Here is a 22,324-nt window from a genome sequence, read left to right as displayed (position 1 = left end):
CTAGCCGCCCGCTGGGTCGCGCGAGGGCGGCAGTTCGGTCATCTTTGGCTGCACTTCGATCCCGGGTCGAACCCGCATCAGGCCGTTGACCACGATCGTTTCGTCGCCTTTCAGTCCATCGCGGATGACGCGGTAGCCATCGATGCGGGGCCCTGTTCGCACCACGCGTGTCGTAACCTTGTTGTCGGCCTCGACCACATAGATGATGCGCCTGTCCTGATCGGTCCCCAGCGCCTCGTCCGGCACCAGAATGCCCTGATAGGACTTCGAACCTGCGATGCTGATCCGGCCGAACAGGCCCGGGGTGAGCGACAGGTCCTTGTTGTCGAACACCGCACGGCCGCGCATTGTGCCGCTCGCCTGATCGAGCCGGATATCGACGAAGTCGATATGGCCCTTATGGGTCGGCTGGGTTTCGCCCGTCAGCGCAACTGTCACGTCGCGCGAGCTGCCCTTCCCGGTGTTGCGGCCGGGGATGAGATCGCTGAGGTAATCGAGAAATGACCGTTCGTCGGCATCGAAATAAAACTGGATCGGGTCGAGCGACACCATGGTGGTCAGCAGCGTATCGTTGGCGTTGATCAGGTTGCCGACCGACACGAGGCGACGCGAAATGCGGCCGGCCATCGGCGCGCGGATCTCGGTGAATTCCATATCGAGCTTGGCCCTGACCAGAGCCGCCTTCGCGCGGTCGAGCGTCGCCCGAGCCGCGAGCGCGGATTGTCGGCGTTGGTCGGCGATTTGACCGGTGATGTTGCCGGATTTGATCAACGCATCGGCGCGTTCGAGATCGCCGGTCGAGAAGTCCACACCGGCCTGGGCGGAAGCGACCGCCGCCTGGGCGTCGTCGAGCGCCGCTTTATAAGGGCGCTGGTCGATCGTGAACAGCAGATCGCCCGCCTTGACGACCGCGCCGTCCGAGAAGTTCACCTTGTCGAGATAGCCCGACACGCGTGACCGAAGATCCACCGTGTCGACTGCGTCGAACCGCCCGATGAAGTCATCCCGCTCGACGATCGGCTTCACCACCGGCTTGGCGACCGACACGGGCGGCGGCGGTGCGTTCTGGGCCAAGGCTGGTGTCGTGGCCATCAAGGGCAAGACCACGATGAGACCGAGGGCCGCGCCAAAGCTGGTCAGAAACGGGCGCTTCGCTTTGGCGGGATCGGCCATCGTTAGGTCTCCGGAGCGTATAGGGCAAAATTCCGATAACGGATCGACAGGCAAAGCACGGGGCGAGATCGGTCAAATCTCGAACACGTCATGGCGCGATCAAATCTATACCGACTGGTATGTATTTGACATCGCCTTGTCAAATGCGTCAGCGTCGGATCGCGAGATCAGGCCATGCCGATCGTCGCGCCGCACGAGATCCAGAGTTGAGACGAGAGTGCAGCGTCGCGCTGTCGCACGCCAGCGGAATCATTCGGGACCCGTCGTTTTTCGGTCGTCGGCTCTTAAGGGGGAAGGTTTCGAACACTTTTGTCGTTGCGCCTCACTTCCGGTGACGCTCTTGCCACGCCTTCATCGATGCGATCTCCTTATCCTGCGAGGCGACGATGTCGGTGGCCATCTGCCGCAAACCCGGGTCGGTGCCATAGCGCAATTCGATTTTGGCCATCTCGACCGCGCTTTGGTGGTGCGGCAGCATCATGGTCACGAAGTCGCGGTCGGTGTCGCCCGACAAGGGCGCATCCATGCCGCTCATCATCTTGCTCATCGAAGCCTCGAACGCCTTGTCGGCCGAAGATACCGGGGCGGCCTTCTTGGGCATTGCCATCCCGTCTGCGAAAGCGGAGCCGCATAAAGCCGGGCCCGATAGCGCGAGGCCAGCGCTGAGCGCCAAGGCAAGAATGGGTCGCATGATGATCTCCTCGAACAACGTCCACGGGTTGGACGGGTGGGAGGTTGCGGGTCTCTCCCATGGGAGGGTCAAGCTTTGCGGTTCGGTGAAGCCAAACCGCCTCGTGACGCGTTGCATGGGTCTCAGCAGGGCCGAGGGGGCTCTGCTTTAGGAGGCGAACCATGTCTGACCATACCTATCGCGTGATCGAAGTCGTCGGCTCGTCGACCGACACCATCGAAGACGCGATCCGGGGCGCGATCGCGGATGCGGCCAAGACGATCCACAACATCGGCTGGTTCCAGGTGGTCGAGACGCGCGGGCATGTCGAAAACGGCAAAGTCGGCCACTTTCAAGTCACGCTGAAGATCGGTTTTACGCTCGACGACCGCTGATCCAAGCCTCACGCTCCAGCACAAAGAGCAGGCCGGGTTCCTCGGCCTGTGTCTCGTTTGGACTCTGCGCCGCGACTTCGATAAGGCTTCACCACGAAACTGGCAGGTCGATCCGATGTCGCATGCGTTTGGTCCCGATCCGTCCCAATCGTCGCCGCAGGGGCAGGCCGTGACGCCGCGTGCGACATGGCGGGATGGGCTCGGCGATGTCGTTGCAGGGCTGCACACCTCGCGCGAGGTGACCCACAACATTCGGCATAATGGGCGCATCCGCCAATTGCCGTCCCAGGCCGCTTTGCTGAAAATCCTGGCGCGGCTGTCATCCGCGTTATTTCCGACCCATTACGGCGCGACCGACCTGACCGAGGAATCGATCGACGGATTCGTCGAGACAGCCTTGCGCGAAGGTCTCGATCTCCTCGAGGATCAGGTCCGGCGGGATCTTCTGAGTTCCACGCTCTACGACGATCTGACCGCCTCCGAGGTTAACGACAAAGCCGGCGACATCCTGGCCCGCTTCGCCCGCACCCTGCCGGAGATCCGCGCCTTGTTGGTGAGCGACCTGATGGCCGCCTTCGCGGGCGACCCGGCCGCCAAAAGCTATCCCGAAATCATGCTCGGTTATCCGGGCCTGATTGCCATCCGCTATTACCGCATCGCCCGCGCGCTCTACGATGTGGGCGCCACCTTGCTGGCGCGATTGATCTCGCAGATCGCGCATCAGAAAACCGCGATCGACATTCATCCCGGCGCGCAGATCGGCCACAGCTTCTTCATCGATCATGGCACCGGCGTCGTGATCGGCGAGACCGCGATCATCGGCGACCGCGTGCGGATCTACCAAGCCGTGACGCTTGGCGCGAAAAGCTTCCAGGCCGACGATGACGGGACACTGGTCAAGGGCATTCTGCGGCATCCGGTGGTCGAGAATGATGTCGTGATCTACGCCGGCGCCACGATCCTCGGCCGGATCACGATCGGGGCCGGTTCGGTGATCGGCGGCAACGTCTGGCTGACCCAGAGCGTGCCGCCGCGTAGCAGCATCACGCAGGCGCTGATGCGGAAGAGCGAGGCCAGCGTCTCGACCGCCGGCTGAACCTCAACTCGCGCGCGACACCCAGGCGCCGAGCAGCAGCGCGAGCCCCGCGCCGAAGCTGAGGATGATGCGGAGGCTCCCGTACCACGGCGGAGCGAGGCCCTCCGCGATCAAGCGTCGATCGATCGGCCCGAGCGCCAGGATCACGAGGCCAAGCACCAGCAATCGCCAGGGTCCGTTTAGCCCGAGAGCCGCCCAGCCGACCAGCGAGGGCACCACAGCGATGAGATACTGGAACGCGACATCGCGTTGATCCGTCTGCCGGGTCGCCAAGCCCCAGCGAATGCCGCCGAGGAACGAGAGGATGACGGCGCCATAACCCGCCAAGGCCGTCGCGAGCGTGGCTGCGGAATACCCTGCGATCGGGGTGAACGGGATGCCAAGCGCCAAGGCCCAGAACGGCAGCAGGCCCGACAGGCCCAAGATCAAGGGCGCGGATGGAATTGAGGCCTGGGATTGAGGGACCGGAGCGGTGCCGGGCGCCAGGCTCACGTGACGCCTGCCAGCATTGCGGCGGCCGACCGGGCCGCATCAGCGGGGCCGCCGCCGCGATCGCTGACCGTCACGACATCTGCCTCGTCGACCGGGCGTTCCAGAGTGGCGAACTGGCTGGCGACGAGGCTCGCGGGCATGAAATGGTTGAGCCGGACGGCCATGCGGCGCTCCACCTCGGTCGTCTCGATATCGAGGAACACGAAGCGGAGGGCCGAGCCTGCCTTGGCGCGGATCCGGTCGCGATAGACGCGGCGCAGGGCCGAACAGGCGATCACGATGCCGCGCGGATGCGCGCCTGCGTCGCCCAGCGTCGAACCGACCGTGTCGAGCCAGGGCCAGCGGTCCGCGTCGGTCAGTGGGTGGCCGGCATGCATCTTCTCGACGTTGCTCGGCGGATGCAGGTCGTCCCCATCGACGAAATCGAGGTCCAGCAGCCCGGCCAACAGCGCTCCGATCGTCGTCTTGCCGCTCCCCGAAACGCCCATCACGATGAGGGCGAGGCGAGACTTTGCCGTGTCGGTGTCGGTCATTTCTGCACTAAACCTCTTTCTTGGCCCGCATCGCGCGACTATTGCCGGCGCGTTTGACGACCGGCTTTTCGACGGCAGGCGATCTGGAAGCCGAGGGTTGTTTCGGTGCTTTGGGCGTAACGGCTTTGCTGGCAGGCGCAATTTTCTGCCATGCTAAAGCGATGAGGTGCCTTCGTTGATCGGCAGGGGCTGCCGCTTTCACGTCGATATTGTTCTTATCGACTTTGGCGAGTAACGACTTGAGCTCAGCATCGGTCATTGTATCGATGATCAGGTCGAACGCCTCGTGATCGACTGCTTGAGCGATGAAAACGAGACTGTCGCACGTCACGCTTTTGTCTTTCAATTGTTTGCCGATCAGGGCTTTGGCGGTCTTGATGACCTCGCCCTTGACGGAGCCGAAAGCTTGCGGCGCACGAGCGATAGCGCCGAGAACGGCAAAACCATCAATCTCGACCGGCATGGCACATCTCCTTGATTTCCTGAGTCAGCGCGTCGAGCACCGGAACGATCGCTGGACCGTATTTTTGCGTGAAGGTGGGATGGCCGTCCAAAACCAGGGCACTCGCGAGCGCCGCAGCTTGCGGAATGCGCGTTCGGATCAGCCGATATGCCGAGTCCGACGCCGCTGCCTCAACCTCGAAACGGCTTAACATCTGCACGTGCTGTTTGACGTTTTGTTGGACGCGCGTCGGAAGAACGAAGGGCTTGGGCGGCCGCGGCAACGTACTGCCAACCTCGGAGCGCCAAAGACTTTCGCAAAACGCGTTCAATCCGAAGTTCGAAATCTCATCTGGAATGGTCGGGATAATGACAAGGTCGGAAGAACGGATCGCGACTTCGGTAAAAGGCGAAATACCGGGCGGGCAGTCGAATATGATGTAATCGTAGGTCTCGCGAAGCGGCCGAAAATACGCTTTGAACATGGTCCACAGCACCCCTTCGATGCCGTTCATGCTATGTCCCTTCTTCGTATAGGCGTAGATGATTTCCCGCTCGAACAAGCGAAGTTTTGGTCCGCAGGGTAGCAGCGAAATATTCAGTTGTTGACCCCGATGGGTCGTCAGGCTGAGGTGCGAGCGCACGAACTCGAGAAGCGACCGCTTTTGGTCATGCTCGAATAGTCGCAATTCCAAAAAATCCTGAAGTGTTCGTCCGCCTTCGATAAGATCCGCAAGTAGGTCGTCACCTGCAAGACAGAGCGACGCGCTAGCCTGTGGATCGAGATCAACGACCAGCACCGATGTCGCAAGATCGTCGGCTGCCAGTGCCTCGGCAAGACTGACCACCGTCGTCGTCTTGCCAACGCCGCCCTTCATATTAGCAATTGCGATGAATGTACCTGTCTTGGCGGTCCCGTTCTTCAAGCCGAACCTCCAGTAACGTTCAATAGGATCTGCTTCTGCTCGGGCGTTAAGCGCGATTCTAGAAAACCATCGACGATGGCGTTGAGTGTCGGCTTGCGCCGGGGGTCGACAAGAATTTCGCAGCCGTTCGATGCGGCTTTCAGAGGATCCCGCATGCGGATCAGTCCAATGCCATGTTCGTCGCAATGCATCACAATATCGTCCAGCATCGGCTCGGACCGGGAGCCATCCGGGAGATGCCAGACGAGGTGGCCGAAATGCGTGAAGCGCGTTTGGGCCAAAGCTTCGTGGATGGCAAGCACGCCACCCCCGGCCTCGGTCTTCAACTCGAAGGCGTGAAGGTCGACTTCGCATCCCGGTAGCAGCTTAAAGCGCATTGCGCTGACTAGGATGAAGTCCGGGCGCGCCCAACGACCTCGGCTGGGCCCGACTGCCGAGGTATCTTGGATCACCACAGCCCCCGTATCGGCAAGGTCGAGTCCCTTGCGGAATGGTCCTTCCAGAAAGGCTTTGAGGGGCGGCATCAACCGCCGTTCCGACCATCCTTTGTCAGAGCTTTCAGCCGCGCTTAGGGCGGCCGCATCCGGCTTTACCAGAAAGATCTGGCCCCCTTGCCCACGAAGCCGCCCGACCTTACCAGCAGAGAGCAGGGCATCGCGCGTTTCAAAGAAATCGTCTTCGTCGACGGGCCGCTCTAGACGCCGCGCCAACATCAAGCGCATCACACGATTGAGAACCGGGGTGCCGTCAGCCGGAAGGAGCGCCAGCATGGTATCCTTCAGCTTGCCTGTCGTGGACGAGCGAACCGCCATACAAAAGACTCTTTGAAACCAGCAACCAGCCTTTAACGCGAGACGGGTTGCGAGTCACCGCTTTGTTGGGCGAAGCGTGGGATCAATGCGCCTCGTCCCAATTGCTCGCCGCCCGGGCATCGACTTGCAACGGCACCGAGAGCGTGATGGCCGGATGTGGCGCATCGATCATGATGCGGCGAACGACCGGGATGGTGGCCTCGATCTCGTCGTTCGGCACTTCGAACACGAGCTCGTCATGCACCTGGAGCAGCATGCGGGCCGATAGCTTCGCCTCAGCCAAGGCCGCATCCATCCGCACCATCGCCCGGCGAATGATGTCGGCGGCCGAGCCTTGGATCGGTGCGTTGATGGCGGCACGTTCGTTGAAGGCGCGTTCCGAAGGGTTCGAGGCCAGAATGCGCGGGTAATGGCAGCGGCGACCGAAGATCGTGGTGACGTAACCCTGCTGTTTCGCTGTCGCCTTGGTGGCGTCCATATAGGCCCGGATGCCAGGGAAACGCTCGAAATAGGTTCGGATATAGGCCCCGGCCTCCTCGCGCGGAATGCCGAGCTGGTTGGCGAGCCCGAAGGCTGAAATGCCGTAGATAATGCCGAAGTTGATCGCCTTGGCGCGCCGTCGGACGTCGCTCGGCATGCCCTCGACCGGCACGCCGAACATTTCGGATGCCGTCAGCGCATGAATGTCGATTCCCTCCGCAAAGGCTTGTTTCAGCTGCGGCAGGTCGGCGATATGGGCCAGCAGTCGCAACTCGATCTGCGAATAATCGGCCGACAGCAGCTTGTGCCCAGGAGCTGCGATAAACGCTGTGCGGATCTTGCGCCCCGCCTCGTTGCGGACCGGAATATTCTGCAGGTTCGGCTCGGAGGAGGAGAGCCGCCCGGTGGTGGTGGCCGCCAAGGCGAACGAGGTATGGACCCGGTCGGTCTCCCGATCGGCATAGGTCGGCAGTGCATCCGTATAGGTCTGTTTGAGTTTTGAAACCTGACGCCAATCGAGGATCAGCCGGGCGAACGGGTTGCCCTGCTCGGCGAGGTCGTCGAGCACCTGGGCCGAAGTCGACCAAGCACCGGTCGCGGTCTTCTTGGCGCCCGGCAGGCCCATCTTGCCGAACAGAATATCGCCGACCTGCTTGGGCGAGCCCAGATTGAAGGCCTGCCCGGCCTGCTCGTAGATCTCGGCTTCGAGCCGCGCCATGCTTTGGGCGAATTCGCCCGACAGGCGCGACAGGATCGCCTTGTCGATCCGGATGCCGCGCCGTTCCATGCGGGCCAGCGTCTCGACCATCGGCCGCTCGAGCGTCTCATAGACGGTCGCGAGCTTGTCGGCCGGGAGCCGGGGCTTAAGCACTCGCCACAGCCGCAGCGTGACATCCGCATCCTCGGCCGCATATTCGGTCGCCTTGTCGATCGGCACGCGGGCAAAGCCGATGAAGCTCTTGCCCGAACCAGCCAGATCCTTGAACGCGATCGGTTGATGGCCGAGGTGGCGCTTGGACAGCGCATCCATGCCATGGCCCTCGAGCGAGTTCTTGCCCGAGTCGAGCGCATAAGACAGCAGCATCGTATCGTCGAAGGCCTTCAGTTCGATGCCGTGCAGCGCGAAGATCAGCCAATCATATTTCATGTTCTGCGCGATCTTCAGCACGCCCGGTGCTTCGAACAGCGGGCGCAGGCGCTGCAGCACGAGAGCGGCGTCGAGTTGACCCGGCAGCAGCGCGCCTTCGCCGAACAGACCGCCGTCGCTCGGCGCGCGATGGCCGAGCGGGATATAACAGGCTTCGCCGGGCGCGGTTGCGAGCGCGATGCCGACGAGATCGGCCGCACGGGGATCGAGCGACGTGGTTTCGGTATCGACCGCCACCACTCCGGCCAGATGCGCCGCCGCGATGACGGCATCGAGTTTTTCGACCGTATCGATGGTGACGTAGTGGCTATGCGTGATGACGGTCCTCAATCCCTCGGCCATGCGGGCCGCCGAAAGGGCCGCCGGGCCGGTCGGCGCCGCCTCGGTTGCGGTCTCGCTTCCCTGGTCGACCAGGGCGGGCTGTTCGGCCGCAACGATCGGGTAGTCGCCCTCCTGATGATCGCCGTTGCGCTTGCGCCAGCCGCCCGGCCCGACGAAGACCGGATCGGCATCGATCGTATTGGCGTCGAGCCCGTAGGCCTCGGCGGCGCGGCGCGCCAGGGTCGAAAATTCCATCGCCTTCATGAAGCCGACGAGTTGCTTGCCGTCCGGCGCATGGATGCCGAGCTGGTCGAGCGGCACCGTCAGCGTCACGTCGCGCACCAAAGTCACGAGTTGTTTCGAGAGGCGGATCAGCGCCACCTTGTCGGGGTCCGTCAACGTCTCGCGGCGCTTGTTCTGCTTGATTTCGCCGGCGCGCTCCAACAGGGCTTCGAGCGTGCCGAAGTCGCCGATCAGTTGCGCCGCCGTCTTGATGCCGATGCCCGGCGCGCCCGGCACATTGTCGGTCGGGTCGCCCGCCAGCGCCTGCACGTCCACCACCTTGTCGGGCGTGACGCCGAAATAATCGATCACCTCGGCCTCGGCGATCATCCGCTCGCCGCGCGAGCCGGCGTTCTTCGGATCGCCCGACGCCGGATCATACATTGAAACGCCGGGCTCGATGAGCTGCATAAGGTCTTTGTCGGCCGAGATGATCAGCACGTCGGCGCCTGCGTCGCGCGCCTGCCGGGCATAGGTCGCGATCAGGTCGTCGGCCTCGTAGACATCCTGCTCGATCGGCTCCAGCCCAAAGGCCCGCACGGCCTGTCGCATCAGCGGAAATTGCGGCAGCAGGTCCTCGGGCGGCTCGTTGCGGTGGCTCTTGTAAAGCGGATAGAGGTCCTTGCGGAACGAGTTCTCGCTTTTGTCGAAGATGATGGCGAGATGCGTCGGCGCGATGCCGGCCGCTCCCTCGCGGATGAATTGGAACAGCTTGCCGCAGAATAATCGCACCGCGCCCGTCGGCAGCTTGTCGGCCCGGTAATTGTATTTCGCATCCTGCCGGATCGACTGGAAATAGGCGCGGAACACGAAGGACGAGCCATCGACCAGGAACACGTGATCGCCGGCTTTGATGGGGCGTGAAACGAGGGACATGGCGAACCGGTTGTTGGCGGATGAGCGTGCGGCTCCGTTGAACCATTTCGAGCCGCCGCTGTCATCCTGGCTGGCGCGGTGTCACGGGGATGAACTTGCTGGTCTGGATGCTCTTGTCATGTTGGTGGGGGTTTGCTTCTGAGGGACCTCCGTCCAACTTTTTGAGGTTCAGTTTTGAGCGAATCCGACCCTGTATGTGACCGACGCGCCGACCGCATTGGACCGGGAGGCCGTGCTCCGTCCGTTGATGGCCCATAACGAGCGCCAGACCGGCCGCTCGGATTTCAAGCCGCTCGCGATCCTACTCCGCGACGCCGAGGGCCAGCTCATGGACGGCGGCCTCACGGGCCGCTCGTTCTACGGGTGGTTGTTTATCGAACTCCTGAGCGTGCCGGAGGCGAGCCGCGGCCAGAAACTCGGCACTCGTTTGATGCAGCAGGCCGAGGCCGTAGCGCTGGAGCGCGGCTGTCATGGCATATGGCTCGATACGTTCAGCTTCCAGGCGCGCGGCTTCTACGAAAAGCTCGGCTATGCGGTGTTCGGGTCGATCGAGGATTATCCGCCGGGACATCAGCGGTTCTTCCTGCAAAAGCGGCTTCATCGCTAAGGCATCGTCGGCTCGAGATCCCGCTCCTGCGCCATGGGGTCACGCGTCCCGCCAGATCGGACCCCGAGGTTGTCATGCGGCGTTGTCGGGCCACGTCAGTTGAGCCTCAGCTGAAAACGTCAGCCCATCCAACGGGAGCGATCCATGCAGGAAAAGACCGACCAAGCCGCCCAGCAGAAGGTGTTGGAGCTCATCAAGGACATCGATTATGCGCTGCTGGGGACGCGGACGGAGGGCGGCGGCCCGATGCACGCTCGGCCGATGGCGTGCCGCGCCGCCGAGTTCGACGGCGACATCTGGTTTTTCACCAAGGCAGATTCGCGCAAGGTGCGGGAGCTGAAGGCCGATCCCGAGACATTGCTGTGCTTCGCCGACTCGAAGGGCCAGAACTATGTCTCGATGACGGGTCATGCCGCCATCGTGAGCGATCGCACCAAAGTGAAGGAGCTCTGGACCGAGATCTACAGAGCTTGGTTTCCCAACGGACCCGAGGATCCCAATATCGTTTTGCTGAAAGTCTCGGTCGACCATGCGGAATATTGGGACACACCCTCCAGCCTCATGGTTCATGCCTACGGATACTTGAAGGCCGTGACGACCGGTAAGCCCGCTAAGCCGGGCGATGTCGGTACCGTCGATTACGACTGATTCGATGTGCGATGGGAGACACGGTCGCAAAGCCGACTCGGTCTCTCATCGCTCGATAGGGACGGCGTAACAACGATCGATGTCCGTTGGTTTTGCGTAACGACGCCATGACGTGCGGCTTGATCGACGCTTACGGCGGATGAGGCATCCCGACCGGTTCGGTGAATCTCACGACATCAACCCATCTCCCACCGGCACGTCTCTCGACGCCCTTTGTCGGTCTGCCCCGTCTCGCATCTATTTGCAGGCCGGCCGTCGAAGTCTGAGGCCGGGTCTTCCAATGCTAGTCAGGCGTCTTGATCGCCTTCACTGTCGTTCCGCGCGAAAGGGCAAAACACGACTTGCACCGACCCTGCGGGCTTAAACATATATTAACTATATTTTGGTCTTTTTTTAATTGTGGTGAGGTCAAGCCCGCCGCGCGTCGATTTTAAAAATGATCCGAAATTACGTTAATTTTCTGTTTAATTCGTTGGAGGTTCGATGGGCCGCTATGTTCGCGCGACCGCTATGGCCATCCTGCCGTTCACGGCCGTCTTCGTGAATTCGGCGGCGACGCGAGCCGAAGATCTGTCTCAGTTCGCTATTTTGGCGGGATCCGCCATCACGAATACTGGTCCTTCCGTTATCAACGGCGATGTTGGGCTCAGTCCAGGAAGTGCCGTGACGGGGTTTCCGCCGGGTATCGTGACGGCGCCTTATGCCCTCCATCAAAACGATGGCGTCGCCAGCCTCGGACAAAGCGACCTCACGACCGCCTATAACGTGCTGGCAGGCCGGCCTTCGACAGCGGATTTGACCGGCAAAGATCTCGGCGGCCTGACGCTGGGCCCGGGCGTCTACAGTTCCGGTGCGGGCAGTCAACTTACAGGGACTGTCACGCTCGACGGCCAGGGTGATCCCAATGCGGTGTTTATTTTTAATATTGGCACCACGCTCACGACGGGAAGCGGCGCATCTGTTGCGCTCATCAATGGGGCGCAGGGTGCGAATGTCTACTTCAGAGTGGGAAGTTCTGCGACACTCGGCGCCGCGACGATGTTTGCGGGTCGGATTTTTGCGCTGACGAGCATTACGCTGGTGACGGGAACGACCATCAATTGTGGCGCGGCTTTGGCGCGGAACGGCGCTGTCACCCTGGACACCAACACGATTTCGATCTGTCCCGCGTAGACCGCCGCCACGACAACCCCGACCCCGACCCCGACCCCGACCCCGACCCCGACCCCGACCCCGACCCCGACCCCGACCCCAACCCCCACTCCCACCCCGACACCCACTCCGACCCCAACACCCACTCCGACCCCGACACCCACTCCCACCGGGACCACCACGACCGGGACCACGACGACCGGGACGACGACTGGCGGCACCACGACGGCCACCGGCGGAACAACGACCGCCACTGGAACACCGACCCCGACCCCGACACCCACCGGAACGACGACCGCCACAGCATCGCCGACACCGACCGGCACCACGACAACGACGACCGGCGCCACGACCACCGCCACCGGCGCGCCAACCCCGACACCCACGGGGACCACGACGGTCGTTGCAACACCGACACCGACCGGGACCACGACGGCCGTCGCGGCGGCCCAGCCTGGCTATGTTTCGGCGCTTCCGACGTCGGCCTCTCGCAATCAACGCGCAGTCGGTGGTGCCATCGACCGGTTCGTGGCGGCCGGCAACGCCGCGCCTCTTACATTTCAGGTTCTGCGCGGCGTCTTTTCCGCCCAGCAACTCGCCTCGGCTTTCACCCAGGTCTCCGGAGAGGTCGGCACCGCCGTCGCCCCCACCGGGATCCAGGCCATGAATTCATTCCTTACGCTGGCGTTCGACTCGGCCGTTGATGATGAGCGCGGCGTTCCGATCACGGAAGCCAAGCCAATTCCGGCACCCAACGGGCTTCGGGGAACCGTGCACTCCCTCGGCTATGCCGGCGACGACCGCGTCATCTCGTCGGGGCCGTTCGGCATGCTGCAAAGCGGGTCTTTTGTTGGGCAGCCGGCCCGCAATCCCTGGAGCGTGTGGGGCGCTGGCTTTGGTGGCCAAGCCTCGGCGAATGGGAACGCCTTCGTCGTGAGCCACGATCGCTCCTCCGACACATATGGGGCGGCGCTGGGCGCGGATTACCGCGTGACCCCAGACACCAAACTCGGCTTTGCTCTCGCCGGTGGGCGCAACGGTTTCGGCGTGGCGGACGGTCTTGGGACCGGCCGGAGCGATATGATCCAGGCGGCCGTCTACGCCCGGACATATTTTGGTTCGGCCTACATCACGACCGCTATCGCCTATGCGTGGCATAGCGTCGTCACGAACCGTGATTTGACCTTTGCGGGCAACAATGTCCTCAACGCATCCTTCTCGGCGCAAGATGTCGCGGGCCAGATCGAAGCTGGCTATCGGATCGGATGGTTCATCCCTTATGTCGCCGTCGGCGTGCAGGCGTTCCACACGCCCGGCTATACCGAACATGACCCAACCGGCCCCTCCGTCTTCGCGCTGTCGGAAGCCTCGAACACCACGGTGACGGCCCGCACGCAAGTCGGGTTCCGGATCGACGAGGATGTCGGGGTGTATGATGGCGGAGTGCTGCGCCTGCGCACACGCGCCGCCTGGGCGCATGACACCAACACCAACCCCTATATCAACGTGACGCTGCAATCGCTTCCCGGCGCCAACTTCTCGGTTTATGGCGCCTCGCGCGCCTCGGATTCCTTCCTCTTCTCCGCTGGGCCCGAACTGCTCTTTGGCAACGGCATCTCGCTCGCGCTCGCGGCCGAGGGCCAGGTTGCACGCGGATATGACGCCTATTCGGGCAATGCCGTGCTGCGCTACGTCTGGTAGACCCCGCCCATACCCCTCGGCGCGGTCGGAACGGGGTGCCATTCCGACCGACCTCGTGTGGTTCACGCGGGATCGAGCTAATTCGATCGATTGATTTCGCTCAAGACTAAGATGTCTTCGGCAGGCTCGCCGCATGAATATTTCAGCGCGAAGCATGTCTTGGCCGACCATCATCGGCGCCGTTGCGGTGTCATGGTTGCTCGGCGCCGGCACCGCCGGAGCGACCGCGGCCCTTGTCGCGTTCGAGGGCGACGCCACCCCGAGCACGATCGTGATCCGGACGGGGGAACGGCGGCTCTACCTTATCTTGGATGGGGGACGGGCGCTCCGCTACACCGTCGGAGTAGGACGCATCGGCCGTCAATGGTCCGGGCAATCCGCCATCGAGGAAAAATTCCTCCGCCCCAATTGGGCGCCGCCTCCGGCCGTCAGGCACGACCGACCCAATCTGCCGGACGTCATCCCATCGGGCGCGGCCGGCAACCCCATGGGAGCCGCCGCAATGACTCTCTCGGGGGGGATTTATGCGATCCACGGCACTAATGCGCCGAAATCCATCGGCGGCTTCGTGTCCTATGGATGTATCCGCATGTACAACGACGACATCGTCGATCTCTTCGGCCGCGTCGACGTCGGAACGCGGGTCATCGTGACACGGTAGACCCGCTTTCCCCCAAGCGCGACAGCGCCTTCAGGGCTGCCCGTTCGACAATCCCACGGTGCGGCCCGGAAAGCCGGCGGCATCGAAATAGCGGACGCCGTTGGCGGTCTGGTAGTTCAACACCGTGACCAGGCCGTTGCGCGCGGCGGCCGAAACCAGCGACCCCGCCCGATGCTCGGGCTCGGCGCCGTTCGGCATGGCCTCTGTCAGCGGTCGACCGATCAGGGCACCCTTGCTTTTCGGGCTGAGCCGCATGAGAGCCGCGATCGTCTGGCCGATATCGGCATTGCTGCTCGGTGCCGCATCGACATAGCCTGCCCTGAAGTCGGGGCCGATCGCCGCCTGGAAGTTCCACGTATCGCCGCGACTGAAGCTGCCGTGCATCCCCTGGCCTTGTTGTAGCGTGGAATCGGCGACTTCGACCGTGCACAAGGACGCGTCGGCGCAGCCGGTCGAGAAGCTCTTGAAATTGACCACGATGGCGGGCATCGGCGTCAGGGCGGTGCCGCGCAGATTGATGGCGCTGAGCGGCAGCGTTCCCGGGAAGGTGCCAAGCGTTTCGTCGACGAACAACCCGCTCACATAATCTTGCGACAGCAGGAAATCGATCACCTTGCCGGCCATCGCCTTGTCGCCCTGGGGCAGATAGACGAGGTCGGAGCCACCATTGGCCGCCACCACCACGTCCGGCTTGGCCGGGTCGTTGCCGATCAGGCCGTTGGCGAAGCGGGTGCGCTGGCCTTCGGCGACTTTGGCGCTTTTCTGGTCTGGATCGAACAGGGTCAGGCCGAGCGTTTTAGCGAGATCGAGCGCCACGAAACCACCGGGCAGCAGGCCGGCCGGCGTACCATCGATCGTCATTTTGGCGGCCGGGCTGGTGTCGCTTTCCTTCGAGATCGTCGAGAAGCCGTGATCGGCACTGACGATCACGTTGGTGCTGTCGGCGAGGCCGAGATCGGCGAGCGCCTGACGGATCTGCGCGACATTGTTGTCGACGTTGCGGATCGCCGCCATCGAGGTCGGGCCGTTGATGCCGGGGACCAGCTTCAACAAGCTGTCGCCCTGATAATGCTGGGTCCCGTCAGGATCGCGCGACCAGAACACCACGAAGAACGGCTTGTCGTCGGCTTTGAACTTCGGCAGCACCACGCGGGTCAGCACGTCGGCAAACCAGGCCTGCTGCAGCACATTGGCGCTCTTGGTTCCCGCCACGCTGGCGGTTCCGGCCTGGCCGTTATCGCCGCGCGCCGGCGTATGGGTCGGCAGGCTCGCGCTCTGCAGGGCATCGAGCAGCCACGGCGCCAGGCCAATGCCATTGGCCGTGCCGGTCATGTCATCGAGCAGAACGGTCTTGGTGCCATCGCGCGCCGTATGGTCGAAGATCAGCGCCGGACCGACCTTGCCGATCGCGGCGGTGTTGTAGCCGGCGTCCCGCGCCGCCTTCATGACGGTTTCCTCATCGAGAAAGTCGCCCATGTAATGCTCGTCGATATCGCCGAGCACCGGGTCGTTTTCGATGAACGGGGTCAACGATGAATTGGCGGTCGGCACGGGAAAGCCGCTGTAGATCGTATTGCTGAACACGCCGGTGTCGCCGAGCGAGTGCCCGGTCGCCATGGCGGAGGCATTCGGCATCGTGAAGGTCGGGAACACCGAATGGCTGTTGCGGAAGTTCACGCCCTTGTCGCGCAACGCCGACATGGCGGGCGCCGTATCGGCGCGCACGATGCCGGCGCGAAGACCGTCGGGCACGATCAGCACGACGTTATGCGGCCGCGTCGCGTCTTGAGCCCAGCCCGACCCGATCGTCATCGCGAGCCCGACCAGGGCGACGGCAAACCGGGGCAGGGGGGCGCGGATCATGCTCTTCTCCAACAATCGAATTGGGCCGCACCGTAGTGGCGCCATATGACGGTTTTTCGAAATTGCCGCCGGCTCGCTCGTTCCGTCTCCTGACGAGCGTGAACCCGAGCCTCCAATCGTCTCGAGCTTGTCTCGAGCGTGTCTCAAGCATACCCCGCGCATGTCCCGAAGGTTATCTCGAGCATATCTCGAGCTTGTCTCGAGCGAGGCTGTTGCAAAAAAGTATCATCAGCCCGGTCGGAGCTCTTCAACTCGGCTTCTCGGCATCCCACATCGGCTGCAGACCGGTTGCCCGATGGGACCGGTCCTTTGTCGGCTCGTCCGCCTTGCTTCGGGAGGCGCGACGCCATGGAGGATTAAGATGAACTTCGAAAAATTTACCGAGCGGGCGCGCGGCTTCGTCCAGTCGGCCCAATCCCTGGCCCTGCGTGAAGGTCACCAGCAATTCACTCCCGAACATGTGCTGAAGGTCCTGCTCGACGACCAGGAAGGCTTGGCGGCGGGCCTCATCGACAAGGCGGGCGGGCGCTCGCGTGAGGCCCTGACTCAGACCGAACTCGCGCTCGGAAAGCTCCCGAAGGTGCAGGGCTCGGGCGCCGGACAGGTCTACCTCGGCCAGACGACGGCGCGGGTTTTCGATCAAGCCGAGAAGATCGCCCAGAAAGCCGGCGATAGCTTCGTCACGGTCGAGCGGCTGCTGCTCGCGCTCGCCATGGAGAAGGGCACCGATGCCTCCCGCATTCTCGAAAGCGTGGGCGTTTCACCCCAGACCCTCAATGCCGCGATCGAGGATCTCCGCAAGGGCCGCACGGCCGATAGCGCCTCGGCCGAGAGCAGCTACGACGCGCTCAAGAAATATGCGCGCGACCTGACCGAAGCGGCGCGGGCCGGCAAGCTCGACCCTGTGATCGGCCGCGACGAGGAAATCCGCCGCTCGATCCAAGTCTTGTCGCGCCGTACCAAGAACAACCCGGTGCTGATTGGCGAGCCGGGCGTCGGCAAGACCGCGATCGTCGAAGGTTTGGCGCTCCGCATCGTCAACGGCGACGTGCCCGAAAGTCTGCACGACAAGAAGCTTCTATCGCTCGACATGGGGTCGCTGATCGCCGGCGCGAAATATCGCGGTGAGTTCGAGGAGCGGTTGAAGGCCGTTCTGAACGAAGTGACGGCGGCCAATGGTGGCATCATCCTGTTCATCGACGAGATGCACACGCTGGTCGGGGCCGGCAAGGCGGATGGCGCGATGGATGCGTCCAACCTGCTGAAACCCGCTTTGGCCCGCGGCGAACTCCATTGCATCGGGGCAACCACGCTCGAGGAATTCCGCAAACACGTCGAGAAGGACGCGGCTTTGGCGCGCCGGTTTCAGCCGGTCTTCGTCAGCGAGCCGACGGTCGAGGACACGATCTCGATCCTGCGCGGTCTCAAGGAGAAATACGAACTGCATCACGGCGTGCGGATCAACGACAGTGCCATCGTGGCGGCCGCGACCCTGTCGAACCGCTACATCGCGGATCGGTTTCTGCCCGACAAAGCGATCGATCTCGTCGACGAGGCGGCTTCGCGCCTGCGGATGCAGGTCGATAGCAAACCCGAGGCATTGGACGAACTCGATCGGCGCATCATCCAGCTCAAGATCGAGCAGGAAGCGCTCAAGAAAGAGACCGATCAGGCTTCGGTCGATCGCCTGCTGAAGCTGTCGTCCGAGCTCGATGATCTGCAGGAGCGATCCGACGCCCTCACGGTCCGGTGGCGGGCCGAGAAGGATAAGCTCGGGAGCGCCACCAAGATCAAGGAGCAGCTCGAAGCCGCGCGCAACGATCTCGTTCAGGCGCAACGCCGCGGCGAATATCAGCGCGCCGGGGAGCTCACCTATGGCGTGATCCCGGATCTCGAGAAAAGGCTGGCCGACAACGAAGGCGCGGCGCAGGGGCGGCTGGTCGACGAGGCCGTGACGGCCGACCATGTGGCGCAGGTGGTGTCGCGCTGGACTGGCGTGCCGGTCGACAAGATGCTGCAGGGCGAGAAGGACAAGCTGCTGAAGATGGAACAGGCCATCGGCAAGCGGGTCGTCGGTCAGCCCGAGGCTGTGCGATCGGTCGCGACGGCGGTGCGTCGGGCGCGCGCCGGGCTGCAGGACCCGAACCGGCCGATCGGCTCGTTCATGTTTCTCGGCCCGACCGGCGTCGGCAAGACCGAACTCACCAAGGCGCTCGCGAGCTTCCTGTTCGACGACGAGAGCGCGATGGTCCGCATCGACATGTCCGAATATATGGAGAAACATTCGGTCTCGCGGCTGATCGGGGCGCCTCCGGGCTATGTCGGCTACGAGGAGGGCGGCGCGCTGACCGAGGCGGTGCGGCGGCGGCCCTACCAGGTCGTGCTGTTCGACGAAATCGAAAAGGCGCATCCGGACGTGTTCAACGTGCTGCTGCAGGTGCTCGACGACGGGCGCCTGACCGACGGGCAGGGCCGGACCGTGGATTTCCGCAACGTCCTCATCATCATGACCTCGAATCTCGGGTCCGAATATCTGTCCTTGCAGAAGGATGGCGAAGATACGGCCGAGGTGCGCGAGCAGGTGATGGGCGTGGTGCGCGGGCATTTCCGGCCCGAGTTCCTGAACCGGGTCGACGAGATCATCCTGTTCCACCGCCTGCGGCGGGACGATATGGGCGCGATCGTCGACATCCAGCTGTTGCGTCTCGCCAAGCTGCTGGAGGATCGCAAGATCACGCTCGACATCGATCCGCGCGCCCGCGCCTTTTTGGCCGAGAAGGGCTACGACCCAGCCTATGGCGCGCGGCCGTTGAAGCGGGTGATCCAGAAAGTGGTGCAGGATCCGCTGGCCGAGATGATCCTCTCGGGGCAGGTCGGCGATGGCGAGACCGTGCCGATCACGGCGGGCCGGTCGGGTCTGCTGTTCGGCGATCAGGCGGACGAGCCCGAACTCGAGGGTGCCGGTGCAGAGCCGCTGAGCCGGGCTATCAACTGAGGTGATTGGAACGCCCGGCCGCACGGTCGGGCGTTCCCTCGTCCCCTATGGCGCTCGAGCGGCCCGATAGAGGTCGTGCATGGTGGAGACATCGGCGGCGGAGAAAAACCGTTTCGCCACGATCTGAAAGAGCGCATCGGAGTGATAGAGCAGCAGTGTATGTTCATCCTCGCGGAGATGCATGTAGTTCAGCCACGGCGTCACGCCCGTTAAAGTTTCGGTCGTCGTATGGAGGCCTCTCGCGTCGAAGACGACCGCGATCGGCTGCTGAAGATTGCGTTGCTGCGCGAAGATGCGCCGCGCTGATATCGGAAGAACCCAACGGATGATCTCGCGGGGCACCAGGAGGCCGCCGAACAAGCCACCCACAAGGCCGACCGCAATGGCCTTCCAATCGTCACGGGTTGCGATGAGGTAAACCGCTAGGATTGTGAGGCAAAACCGCAAAGACGGTTTGGCGGAGACGTCATATCGTCAGCGACCCGGCTTGCGCCCCTGATCTTCCAGGGTTGCTAAGCTGGTCCTTTGCAGAACGAAGAGGACGTCGCGCGGCTGGACTCAGACCCGCCTGAGCGACCGGCGTCCACGATCCGCTGAGGAGGATCGGTCTTTTTGGCGCCCCGTGCTATCGACGCGCGATGCAGCCAGAAGGGGCCCAGCCATGTCCAACCTTCGTCGATCCGCCGCCGCCGCCATCTCGGTCGCCCTGTTTTGTCTGGGGCCTCTCTGTCTCCCGACGCACGCCGAGACCGCGCCGCCCGCGAGTGCTTCAACCGCCACCGACCCCGACCTGACGCGGGCCGCCCTCACCGATGATCCGCAGACGCCGACCGCTGGCAATTCGAAGGGCGATGTCACGATCGTGGCGTTCTTCGATTACAATTGCACCTTCTGCATGAAGGCCGAGCCGGCTCTGGAACAGTTGATGGCGGCCGATCCGGGTCTTCGCCTCGTCTACAAGGATTGGCCGATCTTCGGAAAGGTGTCGGTCGAGGCAGCGCGCCTCGCGCTCGCGGCGCGATATCAGGGCAAGTATCTGGCCGTGCATCAGGCGTTGCTCGGCACCCATCACCGCAAGGTCAGTGCCGAGCAGGTGCGCGATATCGCGATCAAAGCGGGTGCCGATCCGCTGCGGCTCGACGCCGATCTCAAGCAACACGGGGCCGAGATCGACGCTTTGCTGGCCCGCACCGAGAAGCAGGCCACCAAGATGGACTTCCCCGGCACGCCGATCTTTCTGATCGGCCCGTTGCTGGTCAATCAAGCGCTCGACCTCAAGGGGTTTCAGGATGCGGTCGCGACCGCACGCAAGCGGCAGCAGGGTACTCCATAGCAGCGCTGAGCCGTCCCACTCTGAACGGGCCGGTTCCGCCGATCACGGCTTCGACCGGCACGTCGCCCCACCCGAGACACGACCAACCCTTTGGAGCAATCCGAGGGGTTTTCGTTTTCAGTGCTATCTTACAAAAGATATATCTTGACCAAAGATATATCTTTGATTAGATCAGTCTCATGCAAGAGCATTCCTGGAGAGGCACTCACATGTTCCACCATTTTTTCCACTCAGACCGTCAGGGGTCCGACCGTCATGGATCCGGGCTCCGTCATCACGAGCGGGACGGCCGCCATGCGGCCGGTCCCAGCGACGGGCATCAAGATCGCGACGGGCATCATGACCGCGATCGGCAGGATCGGCCGCGCGGCCGTGGCCACGGCGGCCCGCTCGGGCGTCATCGCGGCGGCCCCTTCGGCGGGCGTGGCCCCCGCATGTTCGATTCGGGCGCGCTGCGCCTCGTCGTCCTCGGGCTGATCGCGGTCGAGCCGCGCCATGGCTACGACATCATCAAGGCGCTCGAAGCGCGGTTCCAGGGCGCCTATAGCCCCAGCCCCGGCGCGATTTATCCGATGCTGCAGATGCTCGAGGAGGCCGACCTGGTTTCATCGGTCACCACCGGCAACAAGCGGCTCTATTCGATCACCGAGGCCGGCACGGTCTATATCGAGGAGAACCGCGCCGAACTCGACAAGATCAATCAGCAGCTCGATCAAGCCTCGGGCGACATCCGCCAGTCGGCGATCGGCGAGGAGTTGCACGCGCTGCGGTCGGCGCTGCACGAAAAGTTGCGGTCGGGTTCGATGACGGCGGAGCAATCCGACAAGCTGCGGGCCATTCTCCGCAAGGTCCGCGACGACCTCGACACGCTTTAGTCGCCGCGAGAATCTGTCAGGCGCGGCCCCAGAAATCCGGCCGCGTCTGGCTGAGGCGACCGCCGATCCGCACCGGCGCGATTCGGACCGCGAGGCCGGTCGCATCGTCGGTTTCGACCGCCACCCCGCAAAGCGTCGCGGGGCCGGCGGCGGGCTCATAACGGCTTCCCGGCAGTTTGGTCAGAAAGCGGCGGATCGGCTCCTCCTTCTGGACCCCGATGACGCTGTCATAATCCCCCGTCATCCCGGCGTCGGATTGGTAGGCAGTGCCGTTCGGCAGGATCTGGTGGTCGGCGGTCGGCACATGCGTGTGGGTGCCGACCACGAGGCTGGCCCGCCCGTCGAGCAGATGCGCCATGGCGAGCTTCTCGCTGGTGGCTTCGGCATGGACGTCGATCAGCATCGCGTCGCAGCCCAATCCGAGCGGGCAGGCATCGACCTCGCGCTCGACGCCCGCGAAGGGATCGTCGAGCGCATCCATAAAGACGCGCCCCATGACGTTCATGACCAGGACGCGCCGCCCGTCGGCGATCTCGATCAACGCCACGCCGCGTCCTGGCGTGCCTTTCGGATAATTCAGCGGGCGAATGAGACGCGGCTCGCGCTCGATGAACACCAGGGCTTCGCGCTGGTCGAACGAGTGGTTGCCGAGCGTCACAGCATCGGCGCCCGCCTCGATGATGTCGGTGCAGATGGCCTCGGTGATGCCGTTGCCGCCCGCGGCATTCTCGCCATTGACCACGATGCAATCGAGCTGCCACTCCGCTTTCAGGCGGGGCAACTCGGTCGCGATGGCGGTTCGGCCGGAGCGGCCCATGACATCGCCGATGAACAACAAACGCATG

Annotated in this window: 22 protein-coding genes; 10 read left to right on the top strand and 12 right to left on the bottom strand. The window is 63.3% G+C overall.

All coding sequences use genetic code 11. The features are described from left to right. Both LGH83_RS11655 and LGH83_RS11650 read right to left on the bottom strand, forming a co-directional pair. A complete protein-coding gene (locus tag LGH83_RS11655) occupies positions 1 to 1,173 on the bottom strand; it encodes an efflux RND transporter periplasmic adaptor subunit (protein WP_227398821.1) in 1,173 nt (390 codons plus the stop codon). A gap of 322 nt (positions 1,174 to 1,495) precedes the next feature. Next, a complete protein-coding gene (locus tag LGH83_RS11650) occupies positions 1,496 to 1,864 on the bottom strand; it encodes a DUF305 domain-containing protein (RefSeq protein ID WP_227398820.1) in 369 nt (122 codons plus the stop codon). 161 nt (positions 1,865 to 2,025) lie between these two features. On the opposite strand from LGH83_RS11650, the gene LGH83_RS11645 reads away from it, so the two are divergent. Both LGH83_RS11645 and epsC read left to right on the top strand, forming a co-directional pair. Next, positions 2,026 to 2,238, top strand: a complete 213-nt coding sequence (locus LGH83_RS11645; RefSeq protein WP_131195716.1) for a dodecin — start codon at positions 2,026 to 2,028, stop codon at positions 2,236 to 2,238. A 115-nt stretch (positions 2,239 to 2,353) separates the two neighbouring features. Next, positions 2,354 to 3,334 carry a serine O-acetyltransferase EpsC gene (epsC, locus tag LGH83_RS11640; protein WP_227398819.1) on the top strand — a complete coding sequence of 327 codons (981 nt, stop codon included), beginning with the start codon at positions 2,354 to 2,356 and terminating at the stop codon, positions 3,332 to 3,334. A 3-nt stretch (positions 3,335 to 3,337) separates the two neighbouring features. On the opposite strand, the gene LGH83_RS11635 is transcribed toward epsC, so the two are convergent. The 6 genes from LGH83_RS11635 to polA all read right to left on the bottom strand — a co-directional run bounded on the left by LGH83_RS11635 (position 3,338) and on the right by polA (position 9,644). Further along, the gene (locus LGH83_RS11635) at positions 3,338 to 3,826 is read right to left on the bottom strand and encodes a DUF3429 domain-containing protein (RefSeq protein WP_227398818.1); all 489 of its coding nucleotides are present in this window, start codon (positions 3,824 to 3,826) and stop codon (positions 3,338 to 3,340) included. Then, the gene (locus LGH83_RS11630) at positions 3,823 to 4,359 is read right to left on the bottom strand and encodes a gluconokinase (protein ID WP_227398817.1); all 537 of its coding nucleotides are present in this window, start codon (positions 4,357 to 4,359) and stop codon (positions 3,823 to 3,825) included. Before LGH83_RS11630 ends, LGH83_RS11635 begins: the two co-directional genes overlap by 4 nt. Before the next feature lie 7 nt (positions 4,360 to 4,366). After that, on the bottom strand, positions 4,367 to 4,822 hold the full coding sequence (locus tag LGH83_RS11625) for a hypothetical protein (protein ID WP_227398816.1): 456 nt from the start codon (positions 4,820 to 4,822) through the stop codon (positions 4,367 to 4,369). Continuing rightward, complete coding sequence (locus LGH83_RS11620) at positions 4,806 to 5,726, bottom strand: ParA family protein (RefSeq protein WP_227398815.1); 921 nt, start codon at positions 5,724 to 5,726, stop codon at positions 4,806 to 4,808. Before LGH83_RS11620 ends, LGH83_RS11625 begins: the two co-directional genes overlap by 17 nt. Further along, a complete protein-coding gene (locus tag LGH83_RS11615; protein WP_227398814.1) occupies positions 5,723 to 6,538 on the bottom strand; it encodes a hypothetical protein in 816 nt (271 codons plus the stop codon). Before LGH83_RS11615 ends, LGH83_RS11620 begins: the two co-directional genes overlap by 4 nt. An 82-nt stretch (positions 6,539 to 6,620) precedes the next feature. Beyond that, the gene (polA, locus tag LGH83_RS11610; protein WP_227398813.1) at positions 6,621 to 9,644 is read right to left on the bottom strand and encodes a DNA polymerase I; all 3,024 of its coding nucleotides are present in this window, start codon (positions 9,642 to 9,644) and stop codon (positions 6,621 to 6,623) included. A gap of 196 nt (positions 9,645 to 9,840) precedes the next feature. On the opposite strand from polA, the gene LGH83_RS11605 reads away from it, so the two are divergent. The 5 genes from LGH83_RS11605 (at position 9,841) to LGH83_RS11585 (ending at position 14,413) form a co-directional block, all read left to right on the top strand. Beyond that, positions 9,841 to 10,251, top strand: coding sequence for a GNAT family N-acetyltransferase (locus tag LGH83_RS11605; RefSeq protein ID WP_227398812.1), 411 nt, complete (start codon positions 9,841 to 9,843; stop codon positions 10,249 to 10,251). A gap of 144 nt (positions 10,252 to 10,395) precedes the next feature. Further along, positions 10,396 to 10,899 (top strand): pyridoxamine 5'-phosphate oxidase family protein, encoded by a 504-nt coding sequence (locus LGH83_RS11600; RefSeq protein ID WP_227398811.1) that lies wholly within the window; start codon positions 10,396 to 10,398, stop codon positions 10,897 to 10,899. 483 nt (positions 10,900 to 11,382) lie between these two features. Continuing rightward, positions 11,383 to 12,072 carry an ice-binding family protein gene (locus LGH83_RS20135; RefSeq protein WP_413771038.1) on the top strand — a complete coding sequence of 230 codons (690 nt, stop codon included), beginning with the start codon at positions 11,383 to 11,385 and terminating at the stop codon, positions 12,070 to 12,072. Between the two features lie 507 nt (positions 12,073 to 12,579). Continuing rightward, a complete protein-coding gene (locus tag LGH83_RS11590) occupies positions 12,580 to 13,752 on the top strand; it encodes an autotransporter outer membrane beta-barrel domain-containing protein (RefSeq protein WP_227398810.1) in 1,173 nt (390 codons plus the stop codon). 133 nt (positions 13,753 to 13,885) lie between these two features. After that, positions 13,886 to 14,413: a L,D-transpeptidase gene (locus LGH83_RS11585; RefSeq protein WP_227398809.1), complete on the top strand. Its 528-nt coding sequence runs from the start codon at positions 13,886 to 13,888 to the stop codon at positions 14,411 to 14,413. A gap of 30 nt (positions 14,414 to 14,443) precedes the next feature. Here the strand turns inward: LGH83_RS11585 and LGH83_RS11580 are convergent, their stop codons facing one another. Further along, on the bottom strand, positions 14,444 to 16,276 hold the full coding sequence (locus tag LGH83_RS11580) for a nucleotide pyrophosphatase/phosphodiesterase family protein (protein ID WP_227398808.1): 1,833 nt from the start codon (positions 16,274 to 16,276) through the stop codon (positions 14,444 to 14,446). Positions 16,277 to 16,637: 361 nt separating this feature from the next. On the opposite strand from LGH83_RS11580, the gene clpB reads away from it, so the two are divergent. After that, entirely contained in the window at positions 16,638 to 19,271 is a 2,634-nt protein-coding gene (gene clpB / locus LGH83_RS11575; RefSeq protein WP_227401818.1) for an ATP-dependent chaperone ClpB, read from the top strand. 45 nt (positions 19,272 to 19,316) lie between these two features. Here the strand turns inward: clpB and LGH83_RS11570 are convergent, their stop codons facing one another. After that, the gene (locus LGH83_RS11570) at positions 19,317 to 19,718 is read right to left on the bottom strand and encodes a YcxB family protein (RefSeq protein ID WP_227398807.1); all 402 of its coding nucleotides are present in this window, start codon (positions 19,716 to 19,718) and stop codon (positions 19,317 to 19,319) included. A 214-nt stretch (positions 19,719 to 19,932) separates the two neighbouring features. Here LGH83_RS11570 and LGH83_RS11565 point away from each other — a divergent pair, with 214 nt between their 5' ends. Next, positions 19,933 to 20,604 carry a DsbA family protein gene (locus LGH83_RS11565; protein ID WP_227398806.1) on the top strand — a complete coding sequence of 224 codons (672 nt, stop codon included), beginning with the start codon at positions 19,933 to 19,935 and terminating at the stop codon, positions 20,602 to 20,604. Between the two features lie 230 nt (positions 20,605 to 20,834). Here the strand turns inward: LGH83_RS11565 and LGH83_RS11560 are convergent, their stop codons facing one another. Continuing rightward, positions 20,835 to 21,005, bottom strand: a complete 171-nt coding sequence (locus LGH83_RS11560) for a hypothetical protein (protein ID WP_227398805.1) — start codon at positions 21,003 to 21,005, stop codon at positions 20,835 to 20,837. Positions 21,006 to 21,038: 33 nt separating this feature from the next. Here LGH83_RS11560 and LGH83_RS11555 point away from each other — a divergent pair, with 33 nt between their 5' ends. Beyond that, positions 21,039 to 21,479, top strand: coding sequence for a PadR family transcriptional regulator (locus tag LGH83_RS11555; protein WP_227398804.1), 441 nt, complete (start codon positions 21,039 to 21,041; stop codon positions 21,477 to 21,479). Positions 21,480 to 21,495: 16 nt separating this feature from the next. On the opposite strand, the gene LGH83_RS11550 is transcribed toward LGH83_RS11555, so the two are convergent. Next, on the bottom strand, positions 21,496 to 22,323 hold the full coding sequence (locus LGH83_RS11550; protein WP_227398803.1) for a TIGR00282 family metallophosphoesterase: 828 nt from the start codon (positions 22,321 to 22,323) through the stop codon (positions 21,496 to 21,498). Position 22,324: the final 1 nt, after the last annotated feature.

The sequence above is a fragment of the Lichenihabitans sp. PAMC28606 genome (assembly GCF_020616535.1).
In the GTDB taxonomy this organism is placed as follows: domain Bacteria; phylum Pseudomonadota; class Alphaproteobacteria; order Rhizobiales; family Beijerinckiaceae; genus Lichenihabitans; species Lichenihabitans psoromatis.
Note: the sequence above shows the minus strand (reverse complement) of the source record. Positions and strands in the feature narration are given on the sequence as shown.